We start from the raw sequence: 26,136 nt of genomic DNA, 5'->3' as shown, positions 1-26,136 counted from the left end.
GTCATCGCCAGGGGCTTTTCCCCAGAAGGCCGGTCCCAAAAGGACCGGCCTTCGCTTTTCTGAACATCCGCTCCAAAGCCAAGCCCTCGCCCATCCGGCGGGGGCTTTTGCTTTTCCTGCGGGAAATTCGGGCTGGTTCAGGGCCGGATCGTCTGGTACATGTTTGCCTCCGGACGTTCTGCACGGAGGCTCCGTGAGCCATCGCTCCCTGTTGCTGTTGGCCCTTTGCCCATCCCTGGCGTTCGGAGCCGTTGCCTTTCCCGAAGGTCCGTTGCGATCGGACCTTGCAAAGGCCTCGCAGGCGGCGGATGGCGAGCGTCGGTATCCACTGGAGGTGTCCGTGGGGCAACTGGCCGCGGCGCCCGAGATCGGCCGGATGCTGCTGCCGGGTGTCGACGGCACTCCGGTTGAAGCCAGCAACATCCGGGTTGAGGAGCGGGCGGACGGACTTCGCGCCTGGACCGGCAGCGTCGAAACCGACGCCGGCCGGCAATCCGCCGTCATTGTTTTCGGCACCTCAGCCGCCTTTGGCCTGATCCCACAGCGCAGCGGGCCACCCCTTCGAATCGAAACGCAGGCTGGAGCGACCTGGCTGGTCGAAGGCCAGTCCACCTTGCCCGTCCCCGGCTCGCCGGATTTCGCACTGCCACCGCCGCCCGATGCCGCCGGTCGTGCACTCCGGGCCAAGCAGCAGGCGTTGAAGGCCGATGGCATCCAGCAGGTGGATGTCGTCGTGATGTACAACGGCGAGCTCGTCGCCGTCATGGGCTCCAACGAAGCGGTCCTCACGCGCATCGCGTACCTCGAAACAATCACCAACCAGGCCTACGTGGACAGCAATGTCGGGCTGCGCGTCCGCGTGGTTGCCGCCCAGCTGGTGGACTACGCGCTACGCAATGACAACAGCGACGCGCTGAGCGAGATCACCGACAGTGTTTCCTTGCCCATCCGCGTCGAAGCGCTGCGCCTGCGTGACCAGTACGGCGCCGACCTGGTCAAGCTGATGCGCAACTTCGACCGCACCACCCAAACCAGCTGCGGAGTCGGCTGGATCGGCGGCTACCATGGCGCGCCCTTCACCCAGCAGTATGGCTTTTCGGTGACCAGCGATCGCGGCTTCCGGAACGACAACTGCGGCGAGTGGACCTTCGCCCATGAGCTCGGCCACAACATGGGTGGCCACCACGACACCGAAACCTCCGAAGGCGACTACGGCGCCTACCTGTATTCCCGCGGATACCGCCGCACCGTTGACCAGAGCGCCGGCTTCGCCACCGTCATGGCCTACATCCAGGCGCCACAGGTGCGGATCGGCCGCTTCTCGAACCCGCGGCTGGCGTCATGCCTCTCGCTGCCCTGCGGCGACGCCGCCGAGGCGGACAACGCGCGGGGCTTTTCCGAGGCGGCCCCCGCCATCGCCGCTATCACGCCGGCCGTGGCGCAGGATGGCCGGCCGACCGTCCGCGTCGACGACGCCAGCATCACCGAAGGCAACAGCGGCCGACGCGCCCTGCGCTTCGGCATCCACCTGAGCACGGGCGCGCACGCCGGCGTGACGCTCCAGCTCGCCACCGCGGATGGTTCCGCGGGCCGCGCGGACTACATCGCCGGAAGCGCCACGTTGCTCATCCCGGCGGGCCAGTCACAGGCCACGTTCGACATCGACGTTCGCGGCGACACCATCGCCGAGCGCGACGAAGTGTTCGCGCTCAACATCCTTTCCGCAAGCAACGCCCGCATCGTCGACGGCCAGGGCGTCGGCACCATCCTCAACGACGAGCCGCTGCCGGTGTTGAACGTCGGCGACGTCGAGGTTACCGAGGGTGATTCCGGCGCGGCGCAGGCGACCTTCACGGCCACGCTCACCCAAGCCTCGAACACCGCGGTCACCTTCGACGCCAAGAGCACCAACTTCGCCCCGGCGCCCGACACCGCCACCGCCGGCACGGACTTCGAAGTGGTCTTCCTGCAGGGCCTGCGGATCGAGCCGGGGCAGACCTCGGTGCAATTCAGCATCCCGGTCATCGGCGACACCGAGGTGGAGCAGGACGAGATTTTCCTGCTCATGATCAGCAACGTCACCGGCGCCGCCACCGACGACATCTTCGGCTGGGGCACGATCCTCGATGACGACGGCGAAGGCGGCAGCGCGCCGATCCTCTCGATTGCCGACGCCAGCGTGCAGGAAGGCAACGCAGGCACGCGCGATCTGGTGTTGCCGGTCACGCTGAGCGCACCGGCCAATGGCGACGTGGGCTTCAGCCTGTCCACGCAGGACGGCACGGCGGTGGCGGGACAGGACTACGCTGTGCCCCCGGCCACCACCGTGGTCATCCCGGCCGGCCAGGTGTCCGCCGAGGCGCGCGTGTCCGTCATCGGCGACACCCTGGACGAGGCCGATGAGTTCTTCCTCGTGCGCCTTGCCAACATCACCGGTGCCAGTGCCGGCGTCATCACCGCGAACGGACGCATCCTCGACGATGACGGCAGCGCCGGCACGCCGCCGCTGGTGGCCCGCGACGACCGTTTCGTGTTGCGCGAGGGCAGTGGCGCCACGCGGCTGGGCGTGATCGCCAACGACGTGGCCACCGCCGCACGGCTCGCCGGCGGCAGCCTCGCGCTGTCGACGACGGTGCCCGGCGGCACCGTCTCCATCGACACCGCCGGAACGCCGGCTACCGCGGCCGACGACGCGCTGGTCTATACGCCCCGCGCCGGGGAAACCGGAGACGACGCTTTCGGCTATCGCCTCTGCGAAGGCTCCGGCCGCTGCACCGAAGGGCTGGTGCAGGTGGTGCGCCGCCCGCTCACCGACGTGGCCATCGAAACCCGCACCGGCGAGGGCTTCGCCGATCTTGAGTTGTCGGGCCTGCCGCCCCTGCCCGATGCCCGCATCCAGGCGATGAACGGCAGCCGCGTCGCCACCGCCGCACTCGACCTCGGGCAGGACCCGACGCCGGAGTCCCCCTGGGACCTGGGCGGCGCAGGCACCGACTTCGCGCTCAACACGCTCCTTCCGAATTCGCAGTTGGGCGGAGGCTTCAACGGCCAGCAAGTCGACACCCGCCGCCGCGTGCTTGCCGACGCCCGCTCCAGTTCGGGCGGTGACATCGACCTTTACCTGGGCATCGACGCGAACCGCAACGGCCGGCCGGACCCAGAGGAAGTGCGCTGCACGAGCGCCATGTCGCCGGACATCGAGCGCTGCGAACTGGCCACCACCGTGCTCGCCAACGGCAGCGTCGACTACTGGGCGATGCTGCACAGCCGTTCCGGCGCCGCGCAGCTGGCGAGCCTGGAGCGGTTCGAATTCCAGCTCGAATCCGCCGACGGCGGCCGCCTCACCGCCACGGGGCCGGGCCATCTGGCGGCGGGAGAAGCCTTCCCCGCCAGGGTGTCCTGGCTGGTGCCGGACTACCTGCCGGGCCAGCCGGCGGCGGCCTACCTTTCGGTGCAAGCCGGTCCCGACCAGCCGCGGCGGCTGGTGCCCGTGCGGGTGGACCGCGTCGATCCCATCGCCGGACCGACGCCGTTGTGGTCCGCCGCCTATTTCGCGCTGCCGCCCGGCGCGGCGGCCGACCGGGTCTATGTCGACGTGCCGGAAGGCGCCACCGGCCTGACCATCCGCACCGACAGCACCGCGCCGCTGGATCTCTACCTGGCCAAGGCCAACAGCCCCGACGGCGGCCTGGTGCCGGCGGCGCCGCCGCGGGTCCAGGCCCAGCGATCCTGGCAGGGCCTGGCCGGGTTGCGCTGGCTGTCCGTGCCCGGCGCCGAGCTGAGCCCTGGCCGCTGGTACCTCACGCCGGTCAATCCCGGCGCCAGCTTCCAGCGCCCGAACCTGAGCGTCGTGGTCGAAGGCGCGCCGCGCCTGCCCACGCCCGGCTCCTATTACAACCCCGACCGCGGCGGCCACGGCCTGTTCGTCTACCCGGCCGGCAACCAGTGGGCAGGGCTCTGGTACACCTACCTGCAGGACGGCACGCCCACCTGGTACTACCTGCAGAACACGGCGCCGCAGCCCGGCGAAACGCGCTGGTACAGCCCCATCATGCGGGCCGCCTGGAACGGCTCCGCCAACGTGCTCACCAGCGTGGGCTTCGCCTCCCTGACCGCCACCGCCGAGGGCGAGGTGCTCTACACCTATTTGCTGGACGGCGAGTCCGGCTCCGAGCGCATGGTGGTGTTCGGCGCCGGTTGTCCGACGCTGGCCGGCGTCCCGGTGGACGCCAGTTCGCACTGGTTCGATCCTGCCCGGGCCGGCACGGGCTACAGCGTGCAGCTGTTCCCCGACTACGAGTTCTACGCCGCGTTCGTCTATGACGCCCGCGGCGTGCCCCGTTTCCTAACCGCCGAAAGCCCGCGCTTCGCGGGCGCCGACGCCGTGCTCCCGCTCGAGCAGCTAACGGGCTTTTGCCCGCTGTGCGAGCGCACGGGGGCTCCGGCCCGGGCCGAAATCGGCACCCTGAGGCGGCGTTTCGCCGGGGGCGGACTGGCCGGATTCGAGCTCGATGGCCTGTTCACCGGCGGCGTGCCGGGGGCCTGGACGGGCAATGACGCCGTCCAGTTGCTTGGTGGCCCGGGCACGACCCAGGGATGTCCCGTACAATAGGCGCCGCAGGGGCCTGAAAAATACCGGATTTGCCGCTTTTGGCCCTTGAGAAGGGCCGATGCGGCCGCGTATAATTTTGGCCCCACGCCCGGGGCCTTTTTCCCGGGCCCGTTTGGATCCACCCGTGTCCCGAACCCCTGTTGCCGGAACCCGCCTGGCGCGCCACACCGTGCTGGCCCAAGTGGTGACCGGGGTGGCTGTCGCTGTCGTCGCCGGGCTCCTGTCCGGGCCGAAGGCCGCGCTGGCGGCGGGCATTGGGGCGGCCGCGGTCGTGCTGGGCTCGGTCCTGATGGGCCAGGCGCTGCTCGGCGGCGGGGTCCAGTCGGCAACGGGCGCCCTCGGGCGGCTGCTGCTGGGGATGGTGGGAAAGTGGGTGCTGGTCGCCGCCGTGTTCGTGCTGGCGATAGGCATCTTGAAGTTGCCGGCCCTGCCGTTGGTCGCGGGGTTGGCATTCGCCTTCGCCGCCTCCGCGGTGGCGGCGGTGACGGCACGTTGAATCAACCCAAGGTTGGACGCAATGGCTAGCGAAGCCGAACTCACCCCGACGAGCTACATCCAGCACCACCTCCAGAACCTCACCATCACGGTGGGCGAGGGCGGCTTCTGGACGATCAATGCCGACACCCTGATCATGGCGCTGCTGATGGGCCTGCTGATGGTGTTCGGCTTCTGGATGGCCACCCGCCGCGCCACCTCGGGCGTGCCGGGCAAGTGGCAGGCCTTCGTCGAGATCGTGCTCGAGTTCGTCGACCAGCAGGCCCGCGACGCCTACCCGGGCCGCAGCAAGCTCGTCACCCCGATCGCCATCACCCTGTTCTGCTGGATCCTGATGATGAACTTCATCAAGATGATCCCGGCCGACTTCTTCGCCATCCCGCTGCACGCCCTCGGCGTGAACTACTGGAAGCCGGTGCCGACCGCCGACGTGAACGCCACGCTCGGCATGTCGTTCAGCGTGTTCTTCCTGATGATCTTCTTCGCGCTGCGCGCCAAGGGCCTGGGCGGCTTCGTCCACGAGTTCTTCACCGCGCCGTTCGGTCCGTGGATGTTCCCGGCCAACATCCTGCTCAACATCGTCGAGCTGGTCAGCAAGCCGGTTTCGCTGGCCATGCGACTGTTCGGCAACATGTACGGCGGCGAGATCGTGTTCCTCCTGATCTGGGTGCTTGGCGGCGTGGGTATCGCCGGCGCCATCGCGGCGGGCGTGTTCGGCCTCGGCTGGATGCTGTTCCACCTGCTCGTGATCCCGCTGCAGGCCTTCATCTTCATGATGCTCTCGATCGTGTACCTGAGCCTCATGGAAGAGCATCACTAAATCGTTTCAGCTCCAAACCCATCCTTTCCACCAGTAAATCCGCTCGGAGAATCACCATGGAAGCTCTCGCCCTCCTCGCCAACGTGCAGGCCTCGACCATCCTGGCCATCGGCATCATGATCGGCCTCGCCGCGCTGGGCGCCGGCCTGGGCCTGGCCATCATGGCCGGCAAGTTCCTCGAGTCCGCCGCCCGCCAGCCGGAGCTGATCCCGGTGCTGCAGGTCCGCATGTTCATCACCGCCGGCCTGATCGACGCTGCGTTCATCATCACCGTCGCCGTCGGCCTGATGTTCGCCTTCGCGAACCCGCTGATCGGCGAGTTCGTCTCGCGCCTGGGTTAATCCCACGCCCGAACCCGCGCCCGGCGTCATGCCGGGCCGGGTTGCCGTGCAAGGGCCCGCAAGGGCCCAGGTAGACACCGGATAGAGCGCAGCCATGAACATCAATGCAACCCTGATCGCCCAGGCGCTGGCCTTCGCCGGCCTCATCTGGATCATCGCGACCAAGATCTGGCCGCCGCTGCTGGCTGCCATCGAAGAGCGCCAGAAGAAGATCGCCGAGGGCCTGGCCGCTGCCGACCGCAGCAAGAAGGACCTGGCCCAGGCCGAGGAGAAGGTCAACGAGGTCCTGCGCGAAGCCCGCGCCAAGGCCAACGAGATCATCGCCCAGGCCGAAGCCCGCCGCGCCCAGATCATCGACCTGGCGAAGGACGAGGCCATCACGGAAGCCAAGCGCATCCGCCTGCAGGCCGAGGCCGAGATCGGCGCCGCCGCCACCCGTGCCAAGGAAGAGCTGCGCCACCAGGTCGCCGCCCTCGCCGTGGCCGGTGCCGAGCGCCTGATCCGCAAGGAGATCGACGGCAACGCCCACAAGGCGCTGCTCGACGAGCTCGCCGCCGACATCTGATCCGGACGCCGCCATGAGCCAAGCCATCACCCTCGCCCGTCCCTACGCCCGCGCCGCCTTCCAGCTGGCCCAGGCGCAGGGCGCGCTGCCCAAGTGGTCGGGCCTGCTGGGCTTCGCCGCCCAGGTCGCGGCGCACCCGGAGGTCCAGGCCCTGATCGGCCACCCCCGCGTGACCGCCGCCGACCTCGCCAAGCTCGTGCTGCCCCAGGGCGAGGTGGATCCGGCCTTCCAGCGTTTCGTCGACGTCCTGGCGGCCAACCGCCGCCTGGGCCTGCTGCCGGAAATCGCCGGCCTCTACGACCAGCTCCGTGCCGAGGCCGAGCAGGTGGTGAAGGCGACGGTGACCTCGGCCACGGCCCTCGACGCCGCCGCCATCGCGCAGCTCACCGCGTCGCTCAAGCGCCGCTTCGGCCGCGAGGTCGAAGTGGCCACCGCCGTCGACCCCGCCCTGATCGGCGGCGCCGTGGTGGACGCCGGTGGCGTGGTCATCGACGGCTCGATCCGCACCAAGCTGGCGCGCCTCGGGGCGGCGCTGGCGAACTGATCCGATTTTCCTTTGAACCAAGCGCCGGCCCCGGCCGGACGACCCAGGGACATACCCATGCAGACGCTCAACCCGTCCGAAATCAGTGAACTGATCAAGGCCCGCATCGAATCGGTCGCCCTGTCGGCCGAGGCCCGCAACGAAGGCACCGTCACCTCGGTGTCCGACGGCATCGTGCGCATCCACGGCCTGGCCGACGTGATGCAGGGCGAGATGATCGAGCTGCCGAACGCCACCTTCGCGCTGGCGCTGAACCTCGAGCGCGACTCGGTCGGCGCCGTGGTGCTGGGTGACTACGAGCACCTGCGCGAAGGCGACGTCGCCAAGACCACCGCCCGCATCCTCGAAGTGCCGGTCGGCCCCGAGCTGCTGGGCCGCGTCGTCAACGCCCTGGGCGAGCCGATCGACGGCAAGGGCGCCATCAATGCCAAGCTGACCTCGCCGGTCGAGCGCGTGGCCCCGGGCGTCATCTGGCGCCAGTCGGTGGCCCAGCCGGTGCAGACCGGTTACAAGTCGGTCGACAGCATGATCCCGATCGGCCGCGGCCAGCGCGAGCTGATCATCGGCGACCGCCAGACCGGCAAGACCGCCCTGGCGATCGACGCGATCATCAACCAGAAGGGCTCGGGCGTTAAGTGCGTCTACGTCGCCATCGGCCAGAAGAACTCCACCATCGCCAACATCGTGCGCAAGCTCGAGGAACACGGCGCGATGGCCTACACCACCGTCGTGGCCGCCTCGGCCGCCGAGTCGGCCGCGATGCAGTACATCGCGCCGTACGCCGGCTGCGCCATGGGCGAGTACTTCATGGACCGCGGCCAGGACGCCCTGATCGTGTACGACGACCTGTCCAAGCAGGCCGTCGCCTACCGCCAGATCTCGCTGCTGCTGCGCCGCCCGCCGGGTCGCGAAGCCTACCCCGGCGACGTGTTCTACCTGCACTCGCGCCTGCTCGAGCGCGCGGCCCGCGTGTCGGCCGAATACGTCGAGAAGTTCACCAACGGCGAAGTGAAGGGCCAGACCGGCTCGCTCACCGCGCTGCCGATCATCGAAACCCAGGCGGGTGACGTCTCGGCCTTCGTGCCGACCAACGTGATCTCGATCACCGACGGCCAGATCTTCCTCGAGACCGACCTGTTCAACGCCGGCATCCGCCCGGCCGTGAACGCCGGCATCTCGGTGTCGCGCGTCGGTGGCGCCGCCCAGACCAACATCATGAAGAAGCTGTCGGGCGGCATCCGCATCTCGCTGGCCCAGTACCGCGAGCTGGCGGCGTTCGCCCAGTTCGCCTCGGACCTCGACGAAGCCACCCGCAAGCAGCTCGAGCGCGGCCAGCGCGTCACCGAGCTGATGAAGCAGAAGCAGTACGCGCCGATGTCGATCGCCCAGATGGCGCTGTCGATCTACGCCGTGAACGAGGGCTACCTCGACGACGTGCCGCTGAACAAGGTCCTGGCCTTCGAAGCCGGCCTGCACGCCCACCTGACCAACACCCAGGGCGCGCTGGAGAAGAAGATCGTCGAGACCGGCGCCTGGGACAAGGACATCGAGGCCACGTTCAAGCAGATCGTGTCCGAGTTCAAGACCACCGGCGCCTGGTAAGGCCGGCAACTTGACCACGAGCGGCGCGCCCACCGGCGCGCCTCCGTCGAAGCAAAGAACCTAGCGAGCAGAGCATGGCAGGCGGCAGGGAAATCAAGACCAAGATCAAGAGCGTGCAGAACACCCGCAAGGTGACGCGCGCGCTCGAGATGGTCTCGGCGTCGAAGATCCGCAAGGCCCAGGACCGCATGAAGGCGTCGCGTCCGTACGCGCGCCTGATGCGCCAGGTCATCGGCCACATCGCCCAGGCCAACACCGAGTACGTGCACCCGTTCATGGCCTCGCGCGAGCAGGTCAAGCGCGTGGGCTACGTCATCGTCTCCACCGACCGCGGCCTCTGCGGCGGCCTGAACTCGCAGATGTTCCGCCGCATCCTGGCGGACATGCGCGCCTGGCAGGAGAAGGGCGTCGACGTGGACGTGGTCTGCGTCGGCCAGAAGGCGTCGGTGTTCTTCCGCCGCCTGAAGGTGAACATGGTCGGCTCGGTCACCCACCTGGGCGAGAAGCCCGAAGTGGCGCAGCTGGTCGGCGTGATCAAGGTGATGCTCGACGGCTACGCCGCCGGCAGCCTGGACCGCGTGTTCCTCTGCTACAACGACTTCGTCAACACCATGGTCCAGCGCGCGACGCAGGACCAGCTCCTGCCGCTGCCCGCTCCCGAGAAGCTCGAGAGCAAGCACGACTGGGACTACCTCTACGAACCCGACGCCGCCTCGGTGCTCGACCAGGTCATGACCCGCTACGTCGAGTCGCTGGTCTACCAGGCGGTGCTCGAAAACCTCGCCTCCGAGCATGCGGCGCGCATGGTGGCCATGAAGGCCGCCTCCGACAACGCGACCAAGCTGATCGGCACGCTGAACCTGATCTACAACAAGGCGCGCCAGGCGGCGATCACCCAGGAAATCTCCGAAATCGTCGGTGGCGCCGCGGCAGTCTGACGCAGCGCCCCAACCCAGTATCAGAACCGAGGAAACAGCAATGAGCCAGGGCAAGGTTGTTCAGATCATCGGCGCCGTCGTCGACGTCGAGTTCCCGCGCGCCGACGTGCCGAAGGTGTACGACGCGCTGAAGGTCGAAGGCACCGAGATCACCCTCGAGGTGCAGCAGCAGCTGGGCGACGGCATCGTGCGCACCATCGCGCTCGGCTCCACCGACGGCCTCAAGCGCAACCTGGTCGCCGTCAACACCGGCAAGGCCATCTCCGTGCCGGTCGGCAAGGAAACCCTGGGCCGCATCATGGACGTGCTCGGCCGCCCGATCGACGAAGCCGGCCCGGTCGCCACCAAGGACCATTGGGAAATCCACCGTTCCGCGCCGTCGTACGAGGACCAGTCCTCGGCCAACGAGCTGCTCGAGACCGGCATCAAGGTGATCGACCTGATGTGCCCGTTCGCCAAGGGCGGCAAGGTCGGCCTGTTCGGCGGCGCCGGCGTCGGCAAGACCGTGAACATGATGGAGCTCATCAACAACATCGCCAAGCAGCACGCGGGTCTCTCCGTGTTCGCCGGCGTGGGCGAGCGTACCCGCGAGGGCAACGACTTCTACCACGAGATGAAGGACTCCAACGTCCTCGACAAGGTGGCGATGGTGTACGGCCAGATGAACGAGCCGCCGGGCAACCGCCTGCGCGTCGCGCTGACCGGCCTGACCATGGCCGAGTACTTCCGCGACGACATCGACCCGGCCACCGGCAAGGGCCGTGACATCCTGTTCTTCGTCGACAACATCTACCGCTACACCCTGGCCGGTACCGAAGTGTCGGCGCTGCTGGGCCGTATGCCGTCGGCCGTGGGTTACCAGCCGACCCTGGCCGAGGAAATGGGCGTGCTGCAGGAGCGCATCACCTCGACCAAGACCGGCTCGATCACCTCGATCCAGGCCGTGTACGTGCCCGCGGACGACCTGACCGACCCGTCGCCGGCCACCACCTTCGCCCACCTCGACGCCACCGTCGTGCTGTCGCGCAACATCGCCTCGCTGGGCATCTACCCGGCCGTCGACCCGCTCGACTCCACCTCGCGCCAGCTCGACCCGAACGTGATCGGCAACGAGCACTACGACACCGCGCGCAAGGTCCAGGCCACGCTCCAGAAGTACAAGGAGCTCAAGGACATCATCGCCATCCTGGGCATGGACGAGCTGTCGGAAGAGGACAAGCAGGTCGTGGCGCGCGCCCGCAAGGCCGAGCGCTTCTTCTCGCAGCCCTTCCACGTGGCCGAGGTCTTCACCGGCTCCCCGGGCAAGTACGTCACGCTCAAGGAAACCATCCGCGGCTTCCGCATGATCGTCGACGGCGAGTGCGACCACCTGCCGGAGCAGGCGTTCTACATGGTCGGCGGCATCGACGAGGCCTTCGAGAAGGCCAAGAAGATGGGCGTCGCTGCCTAAGCAGCGCCCTCTCCCCAGCCCTCTCCCGCACGCGGGAGAGGGAGCAAATCCAGGGAAACAAACATGGCATCCACGATCCGTTGCGACATCGTCAGCGCCGAGGAAGAAATCTTCCGCGGCGACGTCCAGATGGTCGTCGCCACCGGCGAGCTGGGCGAGCTGGGCATCGCGCCCAAGCACGCCCCGCTGATCACCCGCCTCAAGCCGGGCCAGGTGCGCGTCATCCTCGCCAATGGCGAGGAGCAGTTCTTCTACGTCTCCGGCGGCATCCTCGAGGTGCAGCCGCAGGTGGTGACCGTGCTGACCGACACCGCGATCCGCGCCGCCGACCTCGACGAGGCCAAGGCCAAGGAAGCCAAGGCCGAAGCCGAGCGCATCCTGGCCAATCGCGGCGAAGCGATGGAAATCGCCGAGGCGCAGGCCAAGCTGGCCGAGGCCCTGGCCCAGCTGCAGGCCCTCGAGCGCCTGCGCAAGAACCTCAAGCACTGACCCGCGGCGCAAGCCGCAGGCCACGAAAACGCCGGCCCCGTGCCGGCGTTTTCGTTTCCGGGAACTCGTCCGGCTGGCGGCGCGCCGCGCCCGCGCCGATACTAGGCCGACGGAGGAACCTATGAGCCATGCCCTGCACGTGATCATCCTCGCCGCCGGCGAGGGCAAGCGGATGAAGTCGCGCACCCCCAAGGTGCTGCAGCGCATCGCCGGGCGGCCCATGCTGGCGCACGTCATCGACGCCGCCCGTGCCCTCCGCGCCGCCGGCATCCACGTGGTCTATGGCCACGGCGGCGACCAGGTTCGCGCCGCTTTCGCCGACCAGGCCGACCTGCGCTGGGCCGAACAGGCCGAGCAGCTGGGCACCGGCCATGCCGTGCAGCAGGCCATGCCGGGAGTGCCGGAGGCCGCGCGCGTGCTGGTGCTCTACGCCGACGTGCCGCTGATCACCGTCGCCACACTGCGCCGGCTGCTGGAAGCCGCCACCGACCGCGCCGCCGTGCTCACGGAAACCCTGGCCGACCCGACCGGCTATGGCCGCATCCTGCTCGACGGCAACGGCCACGTGCAGGCCATCGTCGAACACAAGGACGCCGACGAAGCCCAGCGCGCCGTTCGCCTGGTCAACACCGGCGTGGTGGCCGCGCCTGCGTCCGACCTGCGCCGCTGGCTGGGCCAGCTGCGCAACGACAATGCCCAGGGCGAGTACTACCTCACCGACATCTTCGCCATGGCGCGCCGCGACGGCCGCGCCGCCGCGCACACCGCCTGCGACGTCGCCGGCGAGGCCGAGGGCGCCAACGACCCGTTGCAGCTGGCCCGCCTCGAGCGCGCATTCCAGCGCCGCGCCGCGGAAACGCTGATGTGCGCCGGCGTGCGCTTCGCCGACCCGTCGCGCTACGACCAGCGCGGCAGCGTCGAAGCGGGCATGGACGTCGAAATCGACGCTAACGTCGTGCTCGAAGGTCGCGTGGTGCTCGGCGACGGCGTGCGCATCGGCCCCTTCTGCCGGCTGCGCGACGTGGTGCTGGGCGCCGGCACCGTGGTGGCCGCGCACAGCGACCTCGAAGGCGTGGTGGCGGGCGAGGCCTGCACCATCGGTCCCTTCGCACGCCTGCGACCGGGCACCGAGCTGGCCGAGGGCGTGCACATCGGCAACTTCGTCGAAACCAAGAAATCCCGGCTGGGCGCGGGCAGCAAGGCCAACCACCTGAGCTACCTCGGCGACGCCGAGATCGGCAGCCGGGTGAACATCGGCGCCGGCACCATCACCTGCAACTACGACGGCGTGAACAAGTTCGTGACCACCATCGGCGACGGCGCTTTCGTCGGTTCGAATTCGTCGCTGGTGGCGCCCGTGGAGATCGGCGCGGAGGCTACCATCGGCGCCGGCAGCGTCATCAGCAAGCCCGCGCCGGCGGGCAAGCTCACCGTCGCGCGGGGTCGCCAGGTGACCGTCGACGGCTGGCAGCGTCCCAGGAAACGCTGAGCGCCGGCGCTTGGTTTTCTGCAGGAGCTGCTTCAGCCGCGAAGCTTTTCGCGAAGGGCTTCGCGGCTGAGGCCGCTCCTACAGAGGCGTCAGGGCAGGGTGGACTCGGAGACGGGCAGCACCATGGCCACCGCCAGGCCGCCGCCTTCGCGGTTGTTGAGGCTGATGCGGCCGCCGTGCGCTTCGGCGATCTCGCGCGCCAGCGCCAGGCCCAGGCCGGTGCCGCTGCGCTTGGTCGAATAAAAGGGCACCAGCGCGTTCGCCAGCACCGCCTCGCTCATGCCGGTGCCGCGGTCCATCACCTCGATGCGCAGCAGGCCCGGCGTGCGCCGCACCCGCAGCGCAACCTGATCCGGCGCCGAGCCCGATTCGTGGGCATTCTTCAGCAGGTTCAGCAGCGCCTGCTCCATCTGCGGCACGTCCACGCGCACCGGTTCCTCGGGCAGCGGTCCGTCCACCGTGAAATCGATCTGGCTGCGCAGCCGGTCCACCAGCAGCGGCCAGGCCGTGGCCTCGAGCCGCGGCGATGGCAGCTTGGCGAAGCGCGCATAACCGCGGATGAAACCCTCGAGGTGGCGCGCGCGCTCCTCGATCATGCCGAAGATGGCTTCGAGCCGTTCCGTCTGCCCGCGCCGGGTGAGCTCGGCGCCGGAGTGCGCCAGCGACGCCACCGGCGCCAGCGAATTGTTGAGCTCGTGGCTGATGACGCGGATCACCTTCTTCCAGGTCTGCACTTCCTGGCGACGCAGCTCGGTGGTGAGCTGGCGCAGCAGCACCAGTTCATGCGGCCGGCCGTTGAGCCGGAAGCCGCGGCGGGCGAGGTGGTAGACCTCCTCCTCGTCGCCTTCGCCCACCGAAAACAGGCCGTCGCCGCCGCGGTCCATGGCGTCCTGCAGGGCCGGCGCGGCGGCGCGCACCAGCGCGTCCATCGCCAGGCCCTCGATCTTGCGGCCGTCGTTGAGCAGGCGCCGCGCGGCCAGGTTGGCGTAGACCACGTGGCCGCCCTCGGCCACCAGCACCATGGCCACCGGCGTGTTCTGCACCATGGTGTCGAGCAGAAGTTCGCGCTGAACCAGGCTCAGGCGTTGTTCGCGCAGCACGCCGCCAAGCTCGTTGTGGGCGGCCACCAGGTCGCCGAGTTCGTCGCGATGGCGCCAGCGCAGGCCGAAGCTGAAGTCGCCATCGCGGTAGCTCAGGGCCGTTCCCGCCAGCGCACGGAACAGCGAGAGCGCCGGCCGCGCGAGGCGGCGCATCAGCCACATCGACAGCAGCAGCGCCGCCAGCACGGCGATGCAGCCGGCGAGCAGGCGGTTGCCCAGCCACTCGGAAAGCGCCAACGCCAGCAACACCGCCGCCGTGGCGACGCCCGCACTGGCCAGTGCGAGCGTCCCGGCGATCGAGCGGCGCCCTGGCATCGGCCTCAGGTCCGGGCGATGCCCAGCCGTTCCATGCGCCGGTACAGCGCCTGGCGGCTGAGGCCGAGGTCGGCCGCCGCCTGGGCCACGATGCCGCCGGCACGTGCGAGTGCCTGTTCGATGCTGGCGCGGTCGAGCTCGGGGTCGGCGTTGGCGGCGGTGGGCACCGGTGTCACCGGCAGGCCCAGGTCGCCGGCGCCGATCTCGGGGCCGGGGCTGAGCAGGCAGGCCCGCTGCATCACGTTCTTGAGCTCGCGCACGTGGCCGGGCCAGGTATGGCGCAGCAGCGCATGCACGGCGCCGTCGGAAAGCTTCTTGCCCGGCTGCAGGAAGGCGTTGGCCAGCGGCAGGATGTCGCGCGGGCGCTCCACCAGCGGCGGGACGCGGATTTCGATGACGTTGAGCCGGTAGTAAAGGTCCTCGCGGAACCGGCCCTCGCGGATCATCGCCGGCAGGTCGGCGTTGGTGGCGCTGATCACGCGCACCTTGACCTGCTTCTCGCGGTTCGAGCCCAGGCGCGAGAAGCGGCCGGTTTCGAGCACGCGCAGCAACTTCATCTGGCCCTCGGGCGGCAGGTTGCCGATTTCATCGAGGAACAGCGTGCCGCCGTCGGCGGCCTCGAACTTGCCCTCGCGTGCCTTGCCGGCACCGGTGTAGGCGCCGGCTTCGGTGCCGAACAGCTCGGCTTCGATCAGCTCCGACGGCAGGGCGCCGCAGTTGAGCGTCACGAACGGGCCGTCCTTCACCGCCGAGTTGGCCTGCAGGATGGCGGCGATCTTGTCCTTGCCCGCGCCGTTCGGGCCCGTCACCAGTACTGGCACGTCGGCGCGCGCCACCTGGGTGGCCAGGCACAGCACGCGCTCCATCGCCGGGTCGGCCCAGACCAGGCCACACAGGTCGAACTGCGCCTCCAGGTCCTTGCGCTGGCGCTGGTCGCGGGTGGCGCACTGCGCCAGCGCGCGGCTGGCCTGGCCGAGTTCGAGCAGGTTGGCCACGGTGGCCAGCAGCTTGCGGTCGTCCCAGGGCTTGGCCAGGTAGTCGGCGGCGCCGGCCTTCACCAGGTCCACCGCCGACGAGAGGTGCGTCCAGGCCGTGAGCAGGATCACCGGCAGGTCGGGGTGTTCGGCGCGGATGGCCTTGAACAGCGCCTCGCCTTCCTCGCCCGAGGTGGTGTCCTCGGTGAAGTTCATGTCCTGGATGACCAGGTCCACCGGCTGCCGCCGGAGCAGGGCCAGGCCCTCCTCCGGCGACGTGGCGCAGACCGTGCGGTAGTCGTGCAGCGAAAACAGCACTTCCAGCGCGGCGGCCACCGACGGATTGTCGTCGATGACCAGCAGGGTGGCGTTCGGGCTTGGCGGCATGGTCCTAGCCTACCTTCAGGCCGTGCGCGTGGCGATGGCCGGCGGCACCGCCGCGGCGCGCCAGGCCGGGCCCAGCACCGCCAGCAGGCCCAGGGCCCACATCACGGCCATGGTCATGCCCAGGTAGGCCACGGGTAGGCGCGGGATTTCCAGCTCGGTGACCAGGAAGTTGTTCAGGGCCAGGGCCAGCACCACGCCGGCCAGGATGCCGCCGGTGGTGATGAGCACGTTCTCGACCAGGAAGTAGCGCAGGATGTCCGACTTGCGGGCGCCGATGGCGCGGCGCACGCCGATCTGCTTGCGGCGCTGGTTCACCCACAGGCTGGCCATGCCGACGATGCCCGAGGCGGTGATCATCAGCAGGAAGGCGGTGACGGCGATCAGCAGGCCGGCCATCAGCTTCTCGCCGGCGTAGCGGATGTCGCGGATTTCCGACAGGGTGCGGTTGCTCAGCAGCACGCGGTCGTTGCCCAGCGAGAGCAGCTTCTTCTCCACCTCGGCCATCACCTGGGCCTGGCGGCCCGGCTCGGTGCGCACCGAATAGCGGGTGAAGGGATCCAGCAGGCGCAGCGGCAGGATCAGGCTGTACTCCGCATCGGCGTTGGTGGTGGCCCAGGGCGTCTGCAGGCGCTCGACCACGCCGACGATCTGCACGCTGTTGCCGTCGGCGCCGCCGGTGCCCAGGAACAGGGTCTTGCCCAGCACCGAGTCCTCGTCCGGCCACAGCTCGCGGGCCAGCGCCTGGGTGATGATCGCCACTTCGGGCGAGTTGCGGTCCACCTGCGGATTCGACTCCACCACTTCCTCGGGCAGGAAGTCGCGGCCTTCCACCAGGGTCAACCCGAAGGTCTCGACCATGGATTCGCCGCTGAAGTACTGCCCGGCGGCGATCTGGGAGTTGGTCTGCTCGGCCGAGGTGGACAGACCGCCGATGTTCCAGCCGGAGCGGCCCAGCGGCACCTGGTTGGTCCAGGCTGCCGAGACCACGCCCGGGATGGAGCGGATGGCCTCCAGGTCGCGCATCTGCATGCCGCGGATGTCGGCGATCTGGCGGAACGGGTACAGGCGCACCTCGGCCACGTTGGCCTCGTCGGCGCCGCTGGGGCGGGCCGCCGTGGCCAGGCGGTCCTGGATGATGTAGACCGCGTTGCAGACGATGGCCAGGGTCAGGGCGACCTGGGCGGCGATCAGCAGCGGCGCGGTCTTGTTGCGCATCAGCGCGGAGAAGATCGGGCGGATTTCCATGGCGTTCCCCTTACTGGCTCTTGAGCTGGATGGCGGGCACGACCTGGCAGGCGCGCCAGGTGGGCAGCAGCCCCGCGACGATGGCGGCGACCACCGACACCGTGACGGCGATGGCCATCATCGGCACGTCGAGGTGGGTCAGCTGCGCCAGTCCCTGGTTGAAGCCGCGGATGAAGGCCAGCGCGCCCATCGTCAGGCCGATGCCGACGCCGGCGCCGACCAGGCCGATCACGGCCGCTTCGGTCAGGTACTGCTGGAAGATCTCGGCGCGCGAGGCGCCCAGCGCGCGGCGCACGCCGATCTCGCCGGGGCGGGCGCTGAACTTGGCCAGCAGCAGGCCCACGGTGTTCACCAGGCAGACCAGCAGGAAGGCGAAGGCCAGCCAGGTGGAGGTGCGGGTGTCGTCGCTGACCACTTCGCGCACGTCCAGCCATTCGCGCACGTCGTAGAGGCGGTTGTTGAGCTCGCGCGGGAAACGGTCGAGCGCCTTCTGCTCGGAAACATAGGCGTCGATGAAGTCGGCGTACTCGCCGCGGCCGGACGCGTCGTCGAGTTCGGCCCAGAACTGCACCCAGTTGCACTCCGATTCCACCAGGCCGCGGAAGCCCACGCCCGGCGACGAGTTGCAGCTGATGTTGCCGTTGACCTGCAGTTCGCGGGCGATGGCGGTGCGGAAGGGGATGTAGATGTCCTCGCTGGTGTCGAAGCTGCCGCTGCCCACCAGGCGGTAGAACTTCGGCACCGGGTTCCAGGTGTCGATCACGCCGGCCACCTGGTACTCGTCGTCGCGGGCGCGGATCGTGCGGCCCACCGGGTCCACGCCCTCGCCGAACAGGCGCTCGGACAGGCTGCGGCCGATCACCACCACCTGCGTGCCACGGGCATCGTCCTCGACGCTCCAGGCCTGGCCGTAGAGGAAGGGCACGTCGAACATGGCGAAGAAGTCGCGGCCCACGGCCAGGCCGTCGCTGAAGAAGGGCGGCAGGTCTGGACGGCCCGAATCGATTGGCGGGCTGACGCCGTAGACCGGCGTCTGCCGGGTCGCCTTGCCGCGCTCCCACAGCGCCGTGGCGTCGCGCATGGTCAGCTGGTCCGGCGGCTCGGGGTCGGTGCCGGCGCCGTCGCCGGCCGGGCGGTTGTCGAGTAGCGGTACGAACAGGCGATCGGACTTCTGCGGGATCGGGTCGCCCGACATGCCGCGCAGCAGGGTCAGCGTGGTCATGCTGGCGGCCACGCCCACCGACAGCGTGAGCACCATCAGCGTCGTCAGTACCGGGTTGCGGCGCAGGCTGCGGAAGCCCAGGCCAAGGTAGTAGCGGAACATGGCGGGCTCCTCAGGCGTTCGCGGCGGCGGTGGCCGCCTTGGCGGCGGCCAGGCTGCGGGCGGTCTCGTGGGTCAGGTCGGACACCTGGCCGTCGATGATGTGCACGTTGCGGTGCGCCCGCGCCGCCAGCTCCGGGTCGTGGGTGACCATCAGGATGGTGGTGCCGCCGGCGTTGATCTCCTCCAGCAGTTCCATCACGCCGCGGGCCATCTGCGAATCGAGGTTGCCGGTCGGCTCGTCGGCCAGCAGCAGCTTGGGCGAACCGGCCAGCGCGCGGGCGATGGCCACGCGCTGCTGCTGGCCGCCCGACAGTTCGGCCGGGTAATGCTTCTGGCGCGAGGCCAGCCCCACCTGGCCCAGGGCCTGCTCGATGCGCTGCTTGCGCTCGGCCGCGCCGAAGCCGCGGTAGCGCAGCGGCACGTCGACGTTGTCGAACAGGTTCAGGTCGGGGATCAGGTTGAAGCCCTGGAAGATGAAGCCCAGCTTCTCGTTGCGCAGCTTCGATCGGCCGGCGTCGTCCAGGCCGCGCACGTCCACGCCGTCGAGCCAGTATTCGCCGCCGGTGAATTCCTCGAGCAGGCCGGCGATGTTGAGGAAGGTGGTCTTGCCCGAGCCGGAGGGGCCGGTGACGGCGACGAATTCGCCCTCCTTCACGTGGATGTCAAAACCACGCAGCGCGTGCGTCTCGATCATGTGGGTGCGGTAGACCTTGCTCAGGTTGTTCATGCGCATCATGGCGGGGCGTCCTTTTCTTTCGTGTTCGCGTTGGGGGCGGGAGGGGGTCAGTCGTTGATGGAGACGCGCTCGGCGTCGCCGAAGGTGTCGGTGCCGGCGATGACGATGCGCTCGCCGGGCTGCACGCCCTCGAGGATCTCCACTTCGCCGACGCTGGTGGCGCCGAGCTTGATCGGGCGGCGCACCGCGATGCCGTCCTCGACCACGTAGGCAAAACGGCCGCCGGCGGCTTCGACGAAGGGGCCGCGCGCGACCTTGACCACGTCGGGCTTCTCCTCGAACAGCACGCGCGCGGTCAGGCGCTGGTTCTGGCGCAGGCCCGGCGGCTGCTCGCCGTCGAAGCGCACGCGCGCCAGCACCTGGTTGTTCACCACCTCGGGCGAGATCGCCGAGATCTTGCCGGTGGCGTCGGTGGAACCCACGCGCACCTCGGCGGTCATGCCCAGGCCCAGGTCCTTGGCGTAGGTCTCGGGCATCTCCAGCTCCACTTCCAGGCGCGAGAGGTCCACCACCGTCATCAGCGCGGTGTTGGGCGCGACCACGGCGCGGTCGGCCACGCTGAGCGTGCCGATGATGCCGTCCACCGGCGCGCGCACGTTCAGTTCGTCCACGCGGCGCTCGAGGTTGGCGGCCAGCAGGCGCTGGCGCTCGAGCATCTGCTGCTGGGTCTTGAGCGCCAGTCCCACGTCCTGGGTTTCCAGGCCGGCGGCGGTGGCGGCGTGTTTGCTGCGGATGTCGGCGCTGGCCATGGCGTCCTTGGCGCGCAGGTACTCGACCTCGGCGATGGCGCCCAGTTCGAAGCCGCGCTGCGCGCGCTGCAGGTCGCGCAGGGCGGCCAGGCGGGTCACCTCGGCGTCGTCGGCCTCGCGCTTGGCCAGCAGGCTGGCCTTCTGGGCCAGGATGCGCTGGCGCGACACCTCGGCCTCGAGCTGGGCGAGGGTGGCCTGCTCGCGCTGCAGTTCGTTCTGCAGCTCGGGCGAATCGATCACGGCCATCACGTCGCCGCGCTTGACGGTGTCGCCGGCCAGGATCTTCAGGGTCACGGTGCCGCCGGCCGGGGCGTACAGGGTGGGGCTGACGGCGGCGACCACGCGGCCGTTCACCGCGGCGTCGCGCACCAGCAGGCCGCGGCCGACCTCGGCGATGCGCAGGCGTTCGACCGACACCGAGTGCGAGCTGCCCATCCAGCCCGACAGCAGCCAGCCCAGCGTGAGCACGCCGGCGATGGCGCCGCCGGCCAGCCACAGCGGGCGCCGGCTGCGCGGCTGCTGCTGGGAAAGGGTGCGGTCCTGGGCGGAGGTGTCGCGGATCATCGTGGGGTTCCTGCATCAGTGATGCCCAAGGCAATGCACGAGCCGTGCCAACCGGCAAGTATTTGATCGGAAAGGGTTGTCCGCCTGTCCGAAGCTGTCCGCGGGCAGGGCGGGCGGACGCGGGCCGGACGCCGTGGGCGACCGGCCGGTGAACGCTGAATTTGTCGGCATCCGTCGGCCGGTGGCCTTCCCGTAAACTTGCGATCCCCGGTTCAAGGAAGTGAACTCCATGTGCGGAATCGTCGGCATCAGCGCCAATCGCCCCATCGTCCAGCACCTCATCGCCGGGCTGAGCGCGCTCGAATACCGCGGTTATGACTCGGCCGGCGTGGCCCTGGTGGGCAAGGACGGCATCGCCCGCCTGCGCGCCAAGGGCAAGGTGCGCGACCTGGTGGCGCTGCAGGCCGAAACCGGCCTCGACGGCCACTGCGGCATCGCCCACACCCGCTGGGCCACCCACGGCGTGCCCAGCGAAATCAACGCCCACCCGCACGTGTCCGGCCAGGTCAGCCTGGTGCACAACGGCATCATCGAGAACCACGCCGCGCTGCGCGCCGAACTGCTGGCCGAGGGTTACGAATTCAGCTCGCAGACCGACACCGAAGTGGTGGCGCACCTGGTCGAGCGCGCCCAGCGCCGCGGCCTGGGCCTGCGCGAGGCGGTGCAGGACACCGTGGCGCGCCTGCACGGCGCCTACGCCATCGCGGTGGTGTCGGCGCGCGAGCCGGGCACCGTGGTCGGCGCCCGCTACGGCGCGCCGCTGATCGCCGGCCTCGGCGAGGGCGAGCAGTACCTGGCCTCCGACGTGCACGCGCTGCTGCCGCTGACCCGTCGCTTCATGTACCTCGAGGAAGGCGACGTGGCCGAAGTCACCGTCGGCGCCATCCGCGTCTTCGACGCCAGCGGTGCCGAGGTGTCGCGCGAGGTGAAGGAATCGCACTTCAACGCCGACGCCGTCGAGCGCGGCGAATACGCCCACTACATGCTCAAGGAAATCCACGAGCAGCCGGTGGCCGTGGCCGACACGCTCGAGGGCCGCATCGCCGGCGGCAAAATCCTGACCCAGATCTTCGGCGTGGACGCCGAGCGCCTGCTGGCCGACACCCAGGCCGTGCACATCATCGCCTGCGGCACCAGCTACCACGCGGGCCTGGTGGCGCGTTACTGGATCGAGCAGCTGGCCGGCGTGCCCTGCACCGCTGAGATCGCCAGCGAATACCGCTACCGCGACCCGGTGGTGAAGGAAGGCACGCTCTTCCTCACCATTTCCCAGTCGGGTGAAACGGCCGACACGCTGGCGGCGCTGAAGCTGGCCAAGGACCGCCCCTACCTGGCGCGCATGGCGGTGTGCAACGTGCCCGAGTCGTCGATCGTGCGCGAATCGAGCCTGGTGCTGATGACGCGCGCCGGCCCGGAAATCGGCGTGGCTTCCACCAAGGCCTTCACCACCCAGCTGGTGGCGCTGGCGCTGTTCTCGCTGGAGCTCGCCCGCGCCAAGGGCCTGGACGCCGCGCGTTACGCCGACGGCGTGCGCCAGCTCGAGCAGCTGCCCGGCCTGATCGCCGAAACGCTCAAGCTCGACGCCGAGATCCTCGAGCTCGCCACCCACTTCGCCGACAAGCAGCACGCGCTGTTCCTGGGCCGCGGCACGCACTGGCCGGTGGCCATGGAGGGCGCGCTCAAGCTCAAGGAAATCAGCTACATCCACGCCGAGGCCTACGCCGCCGGCGAGCTCAAGCACGGCCCGCTGGCGCTGGTGGACGAAGAGATGCCCGTCATCGCCGTTGCGCCCAACGACCGCCTGATCGACAAGCTCAAGTCCAACCTCGAGGAAGTGCGCGCCCGCGGCGGCGTGCTCTACGCCTTCGTGGACGAGACCGTGGCGCACGGCCTGGACGCCGCCCACGTGGTGATCCTGCCGGCCGCCGGCGAGATCGCCGCGCCGGTGGTGTCGACCATCCCGCTGCAGCTGCTGAGCTACCACGTGGCCGTGCTGCGCGGCACCGACGTGGACCAGCCGCGCAACCTGGCCAAGTCGGTCACGGTGGAATAAGGGCGGGCGCGTGGATTCGTTGCTGTTGTCAATGAATAAAGTCCGTTGAAAATAATAAAGTCCGTCAGGAACGCCCGTCCCCAGGCCCCCAAGGGGGCGATTGACCAGCGGCACTGGTCCGGGCGTTCGTCCGTCAGGCGGACCGGCGGCTGTAGTGAGTAAGGGATCAGCCGCAGTGATGGGTCTTGCGCCCTGTGTCGCTATGCCAGACGAGCCGGCATGGGGGCAGTTCCGACGGTTGGCACGTGAGAACGGCTTTCACAGCCCGAGGGCGCTCTTGAAGCTGCTTCCGGAAGGAGGGTCGCGGGACCGATGGTCGGTGCTTCGGCGTCAGCTGGCCTTTCTCATGTCCGGAACGATTCGCTCCGAATGGAACCGCACATACGATCTCTGCGACTACTTCAAGAACCACAGCATATTCCCGCAGCTAGTTGGGGTTAAATGCTGGGTTAATCATTGGCAAACTTGGGTCCTTCGGTGGGCGTTCCACCATGGAACACGCTACCCGTCGCCATGGGTTATTCGTTCCTGCCCTGAGTGCGCCAAGGAGGATGCCCTGGAGGTCGGCTTTGCGTGGTACCGACAAGGCCACCAGCTGCCAGGAGCCGATTGGTGCCTCCGGCACGGCTGTTCGCTATTTCAGGTCCCGACAGGGGTAGATCTGATTCGATGCACCAACTGGGGGTCGTACCAAGTCCCGTTCACTCCGGGGGGCGGTCAGCCACCTCCTCCGTTCGTGCACCGCTACCTTTGCGCCCTCGAGTGGCTCAGGCGCCAAAAAAACTGGTTAGCTTGGTCCGAATTCGAAGAGGAAGTGAATGGGCTTGCCTTCGGCTCAGAACAGCCCGCCTTCAAAGGGAAGTGCGAAGTTTGGGCTCGCATCGAAAAGACTGCCCCACAAGATTGGTATCGCACCCATTTTGTCGAATCGCGCAATAAGCTAACCCGTGGGATCGATTGTTTGGAAGTGACGCCGAGCCCGGACCTCGCTCTCAGAGCTGCCTATGTGACGATGTCGGACGCAGATATGAATTGTTTGATTTCCAAGACGGAGGCAAGAACAGAGGCCATCAAAGAGGCGCTGCGAAAGTGGCGCGAGTCGGGTGGGTAACGACGGGCGAGTAGTATCGTCCTTCCAGCCCTAGACGAGCAGCTCCTGCCCACTTCGACAGCATGCAAATCGGGGTCGAGTTGGCTGCCCTAACGAATCAGCAATTGGGATCTTGGTCCGCTTGATGCGGGATGAGACTTGGAATTGCATTGGGTCAGCACGGGAGTGGAACTATCTCTGCCATGCTTGAGAGGTTGTGGGATGCCTATTCATCTTTCTTATCCCGAGAAGCAAAGCGTTCGGCGCCGCCCAATAGATTCTCGACCGATGGGTGAGGTTTCCTCAGTGCTTTCGGGATGCGTTTTTCAGGTGAGAACGCTTGATCATCCATCTTTAACAGCAGCGCCCTAATCTCGGGCGCAACCATAGACAAGAGTGCAGCATGCGTCGCGCCTTTCATCGCCTGGGTCGGGACTATGTCTTTCTCCTTCTTTGGCGGTCCGTCGAGCGCACTCGTGTTATCGACGAGTGGGCATGCAAGATCTTTGCGAAGTAGCTTCGGTGATACTGTGCCCTGAACAAGGTTCTCGACGTCTTCGCGCATGGCTGCGTACTCGAGTGAGTGATAAGCAGCCGTCACATGCGAAAGAAGAACCTTCTGTTCTCTAGTCCTTCGCATCTGCATGTACGCAAGGGAGAGGAGGGATCGAAGGCATCGCTTGATCCCGAACGTGTAGTCATGAAGAACCTGAACAGCATGCACGCTATTGAGGCCGGAGTACTCCTCCGCAACTGCCAACATGCCTTCCACTGTGTACTGCCATTCCGGTCCAGTATTCTCCGGTTTCAGTACGATTGGATTAAGAAGCAAGCGATCCCGATCCTGTTGTGGGCGGCGCCAAAGCGCGTTCACCATGCTGAAATTGCATGCATATATTACTGGCGGACCAATCTCAGCGAGGCGGTAAAGCAGGCTCGCCATCATGGTGTTCGCGTTGGTGCTAGAAATGAACTGAAACTCGTCCGCCAAGATAAGCGCTATGCCTTGCGCGGCGGCTTCGGACCTGGCGGTCTCATAAATTCGGCTTGGTGAAATTGTGTCTTTGATTCGGAAGTGGGGAAGGACAAGACTTGAGAATCCGGCGCGGCCGCGAATGGTCATTCTCCAGCAAGGTCGAAGCTCGAGGCCTGCGTGTCCGGGCATGTCAAACGCGATCGGACCACCAAAAAGTCGCATGAAGCTGTCAAATAGGACGGACTTCCCGACGCCAGCCAATCCTGTAATGCAAGTGGCACGGCGATTCTCGGGGGAGTACGTGGATTCAGATCCGTATATCAGGCCTAGAACCGCCCTTTCGTTCGGATATGCGCCATCGCAGTAGGTGCCTGCTCGTTCGATCAGATACTTCATTCCGGAAACCATCTGCGAGGTTGGCACGACAACCTGCTTCAGCGCCGTCTCCAGGCGACTTTGCGCCTCTGTTGGCCCGAGCGCAGAAAGGTTCTCTATCTTCGTGGCATCCACGGTCAAGAGAGATCGGAGCTCGTCATCACTCCAGTTGCCGCGGAATCGCAAAGAAAGAGGCGGTGTTGTGCTCATGCAGCAGTACGCTTTGCTGTCGCCATGGGTATATCCTCTTTCTCTTTCGGTCGTGGCTTCCTTCCCTTAAGGCGCAATGAAGAATCGGCCTCGATTCCGAATTGTTCGACGAATTGGGATTGGAACTCTGACATTGCGGCTGCCCCATGCTCGCGCTGAAGGGCAGATGCAGCGCGCCGCATTTCACCTAGGCTCCGAAGGTCGGCCAATGTAATCTGAAGTTGCTCTCGGTCGTCGCGAATTCGGAGCAAAGGCTCAACCTCATAGAGGCGGCCCTTGATCTCGACCCAGGCGAGATAGAGGGAGTAGGGATAGGCAAATCCCTTGATGGTTATTTGTTGGTCTGTTGGTACGCGGGTAGGCAGGCCATGTTCATGTAGATGGCTATGAGAGAAATGAAGGTCGTCTAGCCAAAGGCCGTCTTTCTTCTGGATAAACTCAACTGGGCGAAGATACTTGCGGATGGCCACGTCTGTGGCCATCGGAATGGCTGAGGTGCGCAGTCGTTCAACGAGGTATTTAGTGATTGCCGCCGGATTGCCAGAAACACCATCAAGCAGCATCTGCGGCGTTAGTCTACCGACAGCATCTTTGCGATGATTCTCTGCAGGTGTGCGTAGAAGCTCGCGTACGACCATCTGAAAGACATTCAGGTTGCTGATGACGTATGTTGAATCGCCCCGCCTTTCCCGG

The 26,136-nt window shown here is 67.7% G+C and carries 21 protein-coding genes; 13 read left to right on the top strand and 8 right to left on the bottom strand.

Going from position 1 to position 26,136, the window contains the following annotated elements:
* Positions 1-193 precede the first annotated feature (193 nt).
* From N790_RS09530 to glmU, 11 genes are all read left to right on the top strand, one after another.
* A complete protein-coding gene (locus N790_RS09530; RefSeq protein WP_156970027.1) occupies positions 194-4,612 on the top strand; it encodes a Calx-beta domain-containing protein in 4,419 nt (1,472 codons plus the stop codon).
* Positions 4,613-4,736: 124 nt separating this feature from the next.
* Positions 4,737-5,108, top strand: coding sequence for an ATP synthase subunit I (locus tag N790_RS09525; protein ID WP_169742171.1), 372 nt, complete (start codon positions 4,737-4,739; stop codon positions 5,106-5,108).
* Between the two features lie 21 nt (positions 5,109-5,129).
* Positions 5,130-5,927, top strand: coding sequence for a F0F1 ATP synthase subunit A (gene atpB / locus N790_RS09520; protein ID WP_043803644.1), 798 nt, complete (start codon positions 5,130-5,132; stop codon positions 5,925-5,927).
* A gap of 50 nt (positions 5,928-5,977) precedes the next feature.
* The gene (atpE, locus tag N790_RS09515) at positions 5,978-6,268 is read left to right on the top strand and encodes a F0F1 ATP synthase subunit C (protein ID WP_374474454.1); all 291 of its coding nucleotides are present in this window, start codon (positions 5,978-5,980) and stop codon (positions 6,266-6,268) included.
* A 94-nt stretch (positions 6,269-6,362) separates the two neighbouring features.
* Positions 6,363-6,833 carry a F0F1 ATP synthase subunit B gene (locus N790_RS09510; protein WP_043803642.1) on the top strand — a complete coding sequence of 157 codons (471 nt, stop codon included), beginning with the start codon at positions 6,363-6,365 and terminating at the stop codon, positions 6,831-6,833.
* 13 nt (positions 6,834-6,846) lie between these two features.
* Positions 6,847-7,377 (top strand): F0F1 ATP synthase subunit delta, encoded by a 531-nt coding sequence (locus N790_RS09505; RefSeq protein WP_043803640.1) that lies wholly within the window; start codon positions 6,847-6,849, stop codon positions 7,375-7,377.
* 57 nt (positions 7,378-7,434) lie between these two features.
* Positions 7,435-8,979, top strand: coding sequence for a F0F1 ATP synthase subunit alpha (gene atpA, locus N790_RS09500; protein ID WP_043803638.1), 1,545 nt, complete (start codon positions 7,435-7,437; stop codon positions 8,977-8,979).
* 74 nt (positions 8,980-9,053) lie between these two features.
* Positions 9,054-9,917 (top strand): F0F1 ATP synthase subunit gamma, encoded by an 864-nt coding sequence (gene atpG / locus N790_RS09495; protein ID WP_043803637.1) that lies wholly within the window; start codon positions 9,054-9,056, stop codon positions 9,915-9,917.
* 40 nt (positions 9,918-9,957) lie between these two features.
* The gene (gene atpD, locus N790_RS09490; protein WP_043803635.1) at positions 9,958-11,367 is read left to right on the top strand and encodes a F0F1 ATP synthase subunit beta; all 1,410 of its coding nucleotides are present in this window, start codon (positions 9,958-9,960) and stop codon (positions 11,365-11,367) included.
* 63 nt (positions 11,368-11,430) lie between these two features.
* The gene (locus N790_RS09485; RefSeq protein WP_043803633.1) at positions 11,431-11,856 is read left to right on the top strand and encodes a F0F1 ATP synthase subunit epsilon; all 426 of its coding nucleotides are present in this window, start codon (positions 11,431-11,433) and stop codon (positions 11,854-11,856) included.
* A 121-nt stretch (positions 11,857-11,977) separates the two neighbouring features.
* Positions 11,978-13,345, top strand: a complete 1,368-nt coding sequence (glmU, locus tag N790_RS09480) for a bifunctional UDP-N-acetylglucosamine diphosphorylase/glucosamine-1-phosphate N-acetyltransferase GlmU (RefSeq protein ID WP_043803631.1) — start codon at positions 11,978-11,980, stop codon at positions 13,343-13,345.
* 89 nt (positions 13,346-13,434) lie between these two features.
* On the opposite strand, the gene N790_RS09475 is transcribed toward glmU, so the two are convergent.
* Genes N790_RS09475 through N790_RS09450 form a run of 6 tightly spaced genes read right to left on the bottom strand, consistent with a single transcriptional unit; the run spans position 13,435 to position 20,739 of the window.
* Positions 13,435-14,760: a sensor histidine kinase gene (locus tag N790_RS09475; protein WP_043803630.1), complete on the bottom strand. Its 1,326-nt coding sequence runs from the start codon at positions 14,758-14,760 to the stop codon at positions 13,435-13,437.
* A 5-nt stretch (positions 14,761-14,765) separates the two neighbouring features.
* Positions 14,766-16,121 (bottom strand): sigma-54-dependent transcriptional regulator, encoded by a 1,356-nt coding sequence (locus N790_RS09470; protein WP_043803628.1) that lies wholly within the window; start codon positions 16,119-16,121, stop codon positions 14,766-14,768.
* Between the two features lie 15 nt (positions 16,122-16,136).
* Complete coding sequence (locus N790_RS09465; protein ID WP_043803626.1) at positions 16,137-17,366, bottom strand: ABC transporter permease; 1,230 nt, start codon at positions 17,364-17,366, stop codon at positions 16,137-16,139.
* A gap of 10 nt (positions 17,367-17,376) precedes the next feature.
* The gene (locus N790_RS09460; RefSeq protein WP_043803624.1) at positions 17,377-18,690 is read right to left on the bottom strand and encodes an ABC transporter permease; all 1,314 of its coding nucleotides are present in this window, start codon (positions 18,688-18,690) and stop codon (positions 17,377-17,379) included.
* Between the two features lie 10 nt (positions 18,691-18,700).
* The gene (locus N790_RS09455) at positions 18,701-19,426 is read right to left on the bottom strand and encodes an ABC transporter ATP-binding protein (RefSeq protein ID WP_043803622.1); all 726 of its coding nucleotides are present in this window, start codon (positions 19,424-19,426) and stop codon (positions 18,701-18,703) included.
* 47 nt (positions 19,427-19,473) lie between these two features.
* Positions 19,474-20,739, bottom strand: a complete 1,266-nt coding sequence (locus N790_RS09450; RefSeq protein ID WP_043803621.1) for an efflux RND transporter periplasmic adaptor subunit — start codon at positions 20,737-20,739, stop codon at positions 19,474-19,476.
* Positions 20,740-20,968: 229 nt separating this feature from the next.
* Here N790_RS09450 and glmS point away from each other — a divergent pair, with 229 nt between their 5' ends.
* Together glmS and N790_RS16880 are read left to right on the top strand one after the other, a co-directional pair.
* The gene (gene glmS / locus N790_RS09445; protein ID WP_043803619.1) at positions 20,969-22,792 is read left to right on the top strand and encodes a glutamine--fructose-6-phosphate transaminase (isomerizing); all 1,824 of its coding nucleotides are present in this window, start codon (positions 20,969-20,971) and stop codon (positions 22,790-22,792) included.
* Between the two features lie 178 nt (positions 22,793-22,970).
* Entirely contained in the window at positions 22,971-23,903 is a 933-nt protein-coding gene (locus tag N790_RS16880; RefSeq protein ID WP_084062818.1) for a TniQ family protein, read from the top strand.
* 205 nt (positions 23,904-24,108) lie between these two features.
* On the opposite strand, the gene N790_RS16070 is transcribed toward N790_RS16880, so the two are convergent.
* Complete coding sequence (locus N790_RS16070; RefSeq protein WP_156970026.1) at positions 24,109-25,443, bottom strand: hypothetical protein; 1,335 nt, start codon at positions 25,441-25,443, stop codon at positions 24,109-24,111.
* Positions 25,440-26,136, bottom strand: a 697-nt coding sequence (locus tag N790_RS16065) for a hypothetical protein (protein WP_169742170.1), incomplete at its 5' end; no start/stop codon positions are given. The genes N790_RS16070 and N790_RS16065, both read right to left, overlap by 4 nt.

Origin of the sequence: Arenimonas malthae CC-JY-1 (assembly GCF_000747075.1) — a bacterium.
Classification (GTDB): Bacteria; Pseudomonadota; Gammaproteobacteria; order Xanthomonadales; family Xanthomonadaceae; genus Arenimonas; species Arenimonas malthae.
Note: the sequence above shows the minus strand (reverse complement) of the source record. Positions and strands in the feature narration are given on the sequence as shown.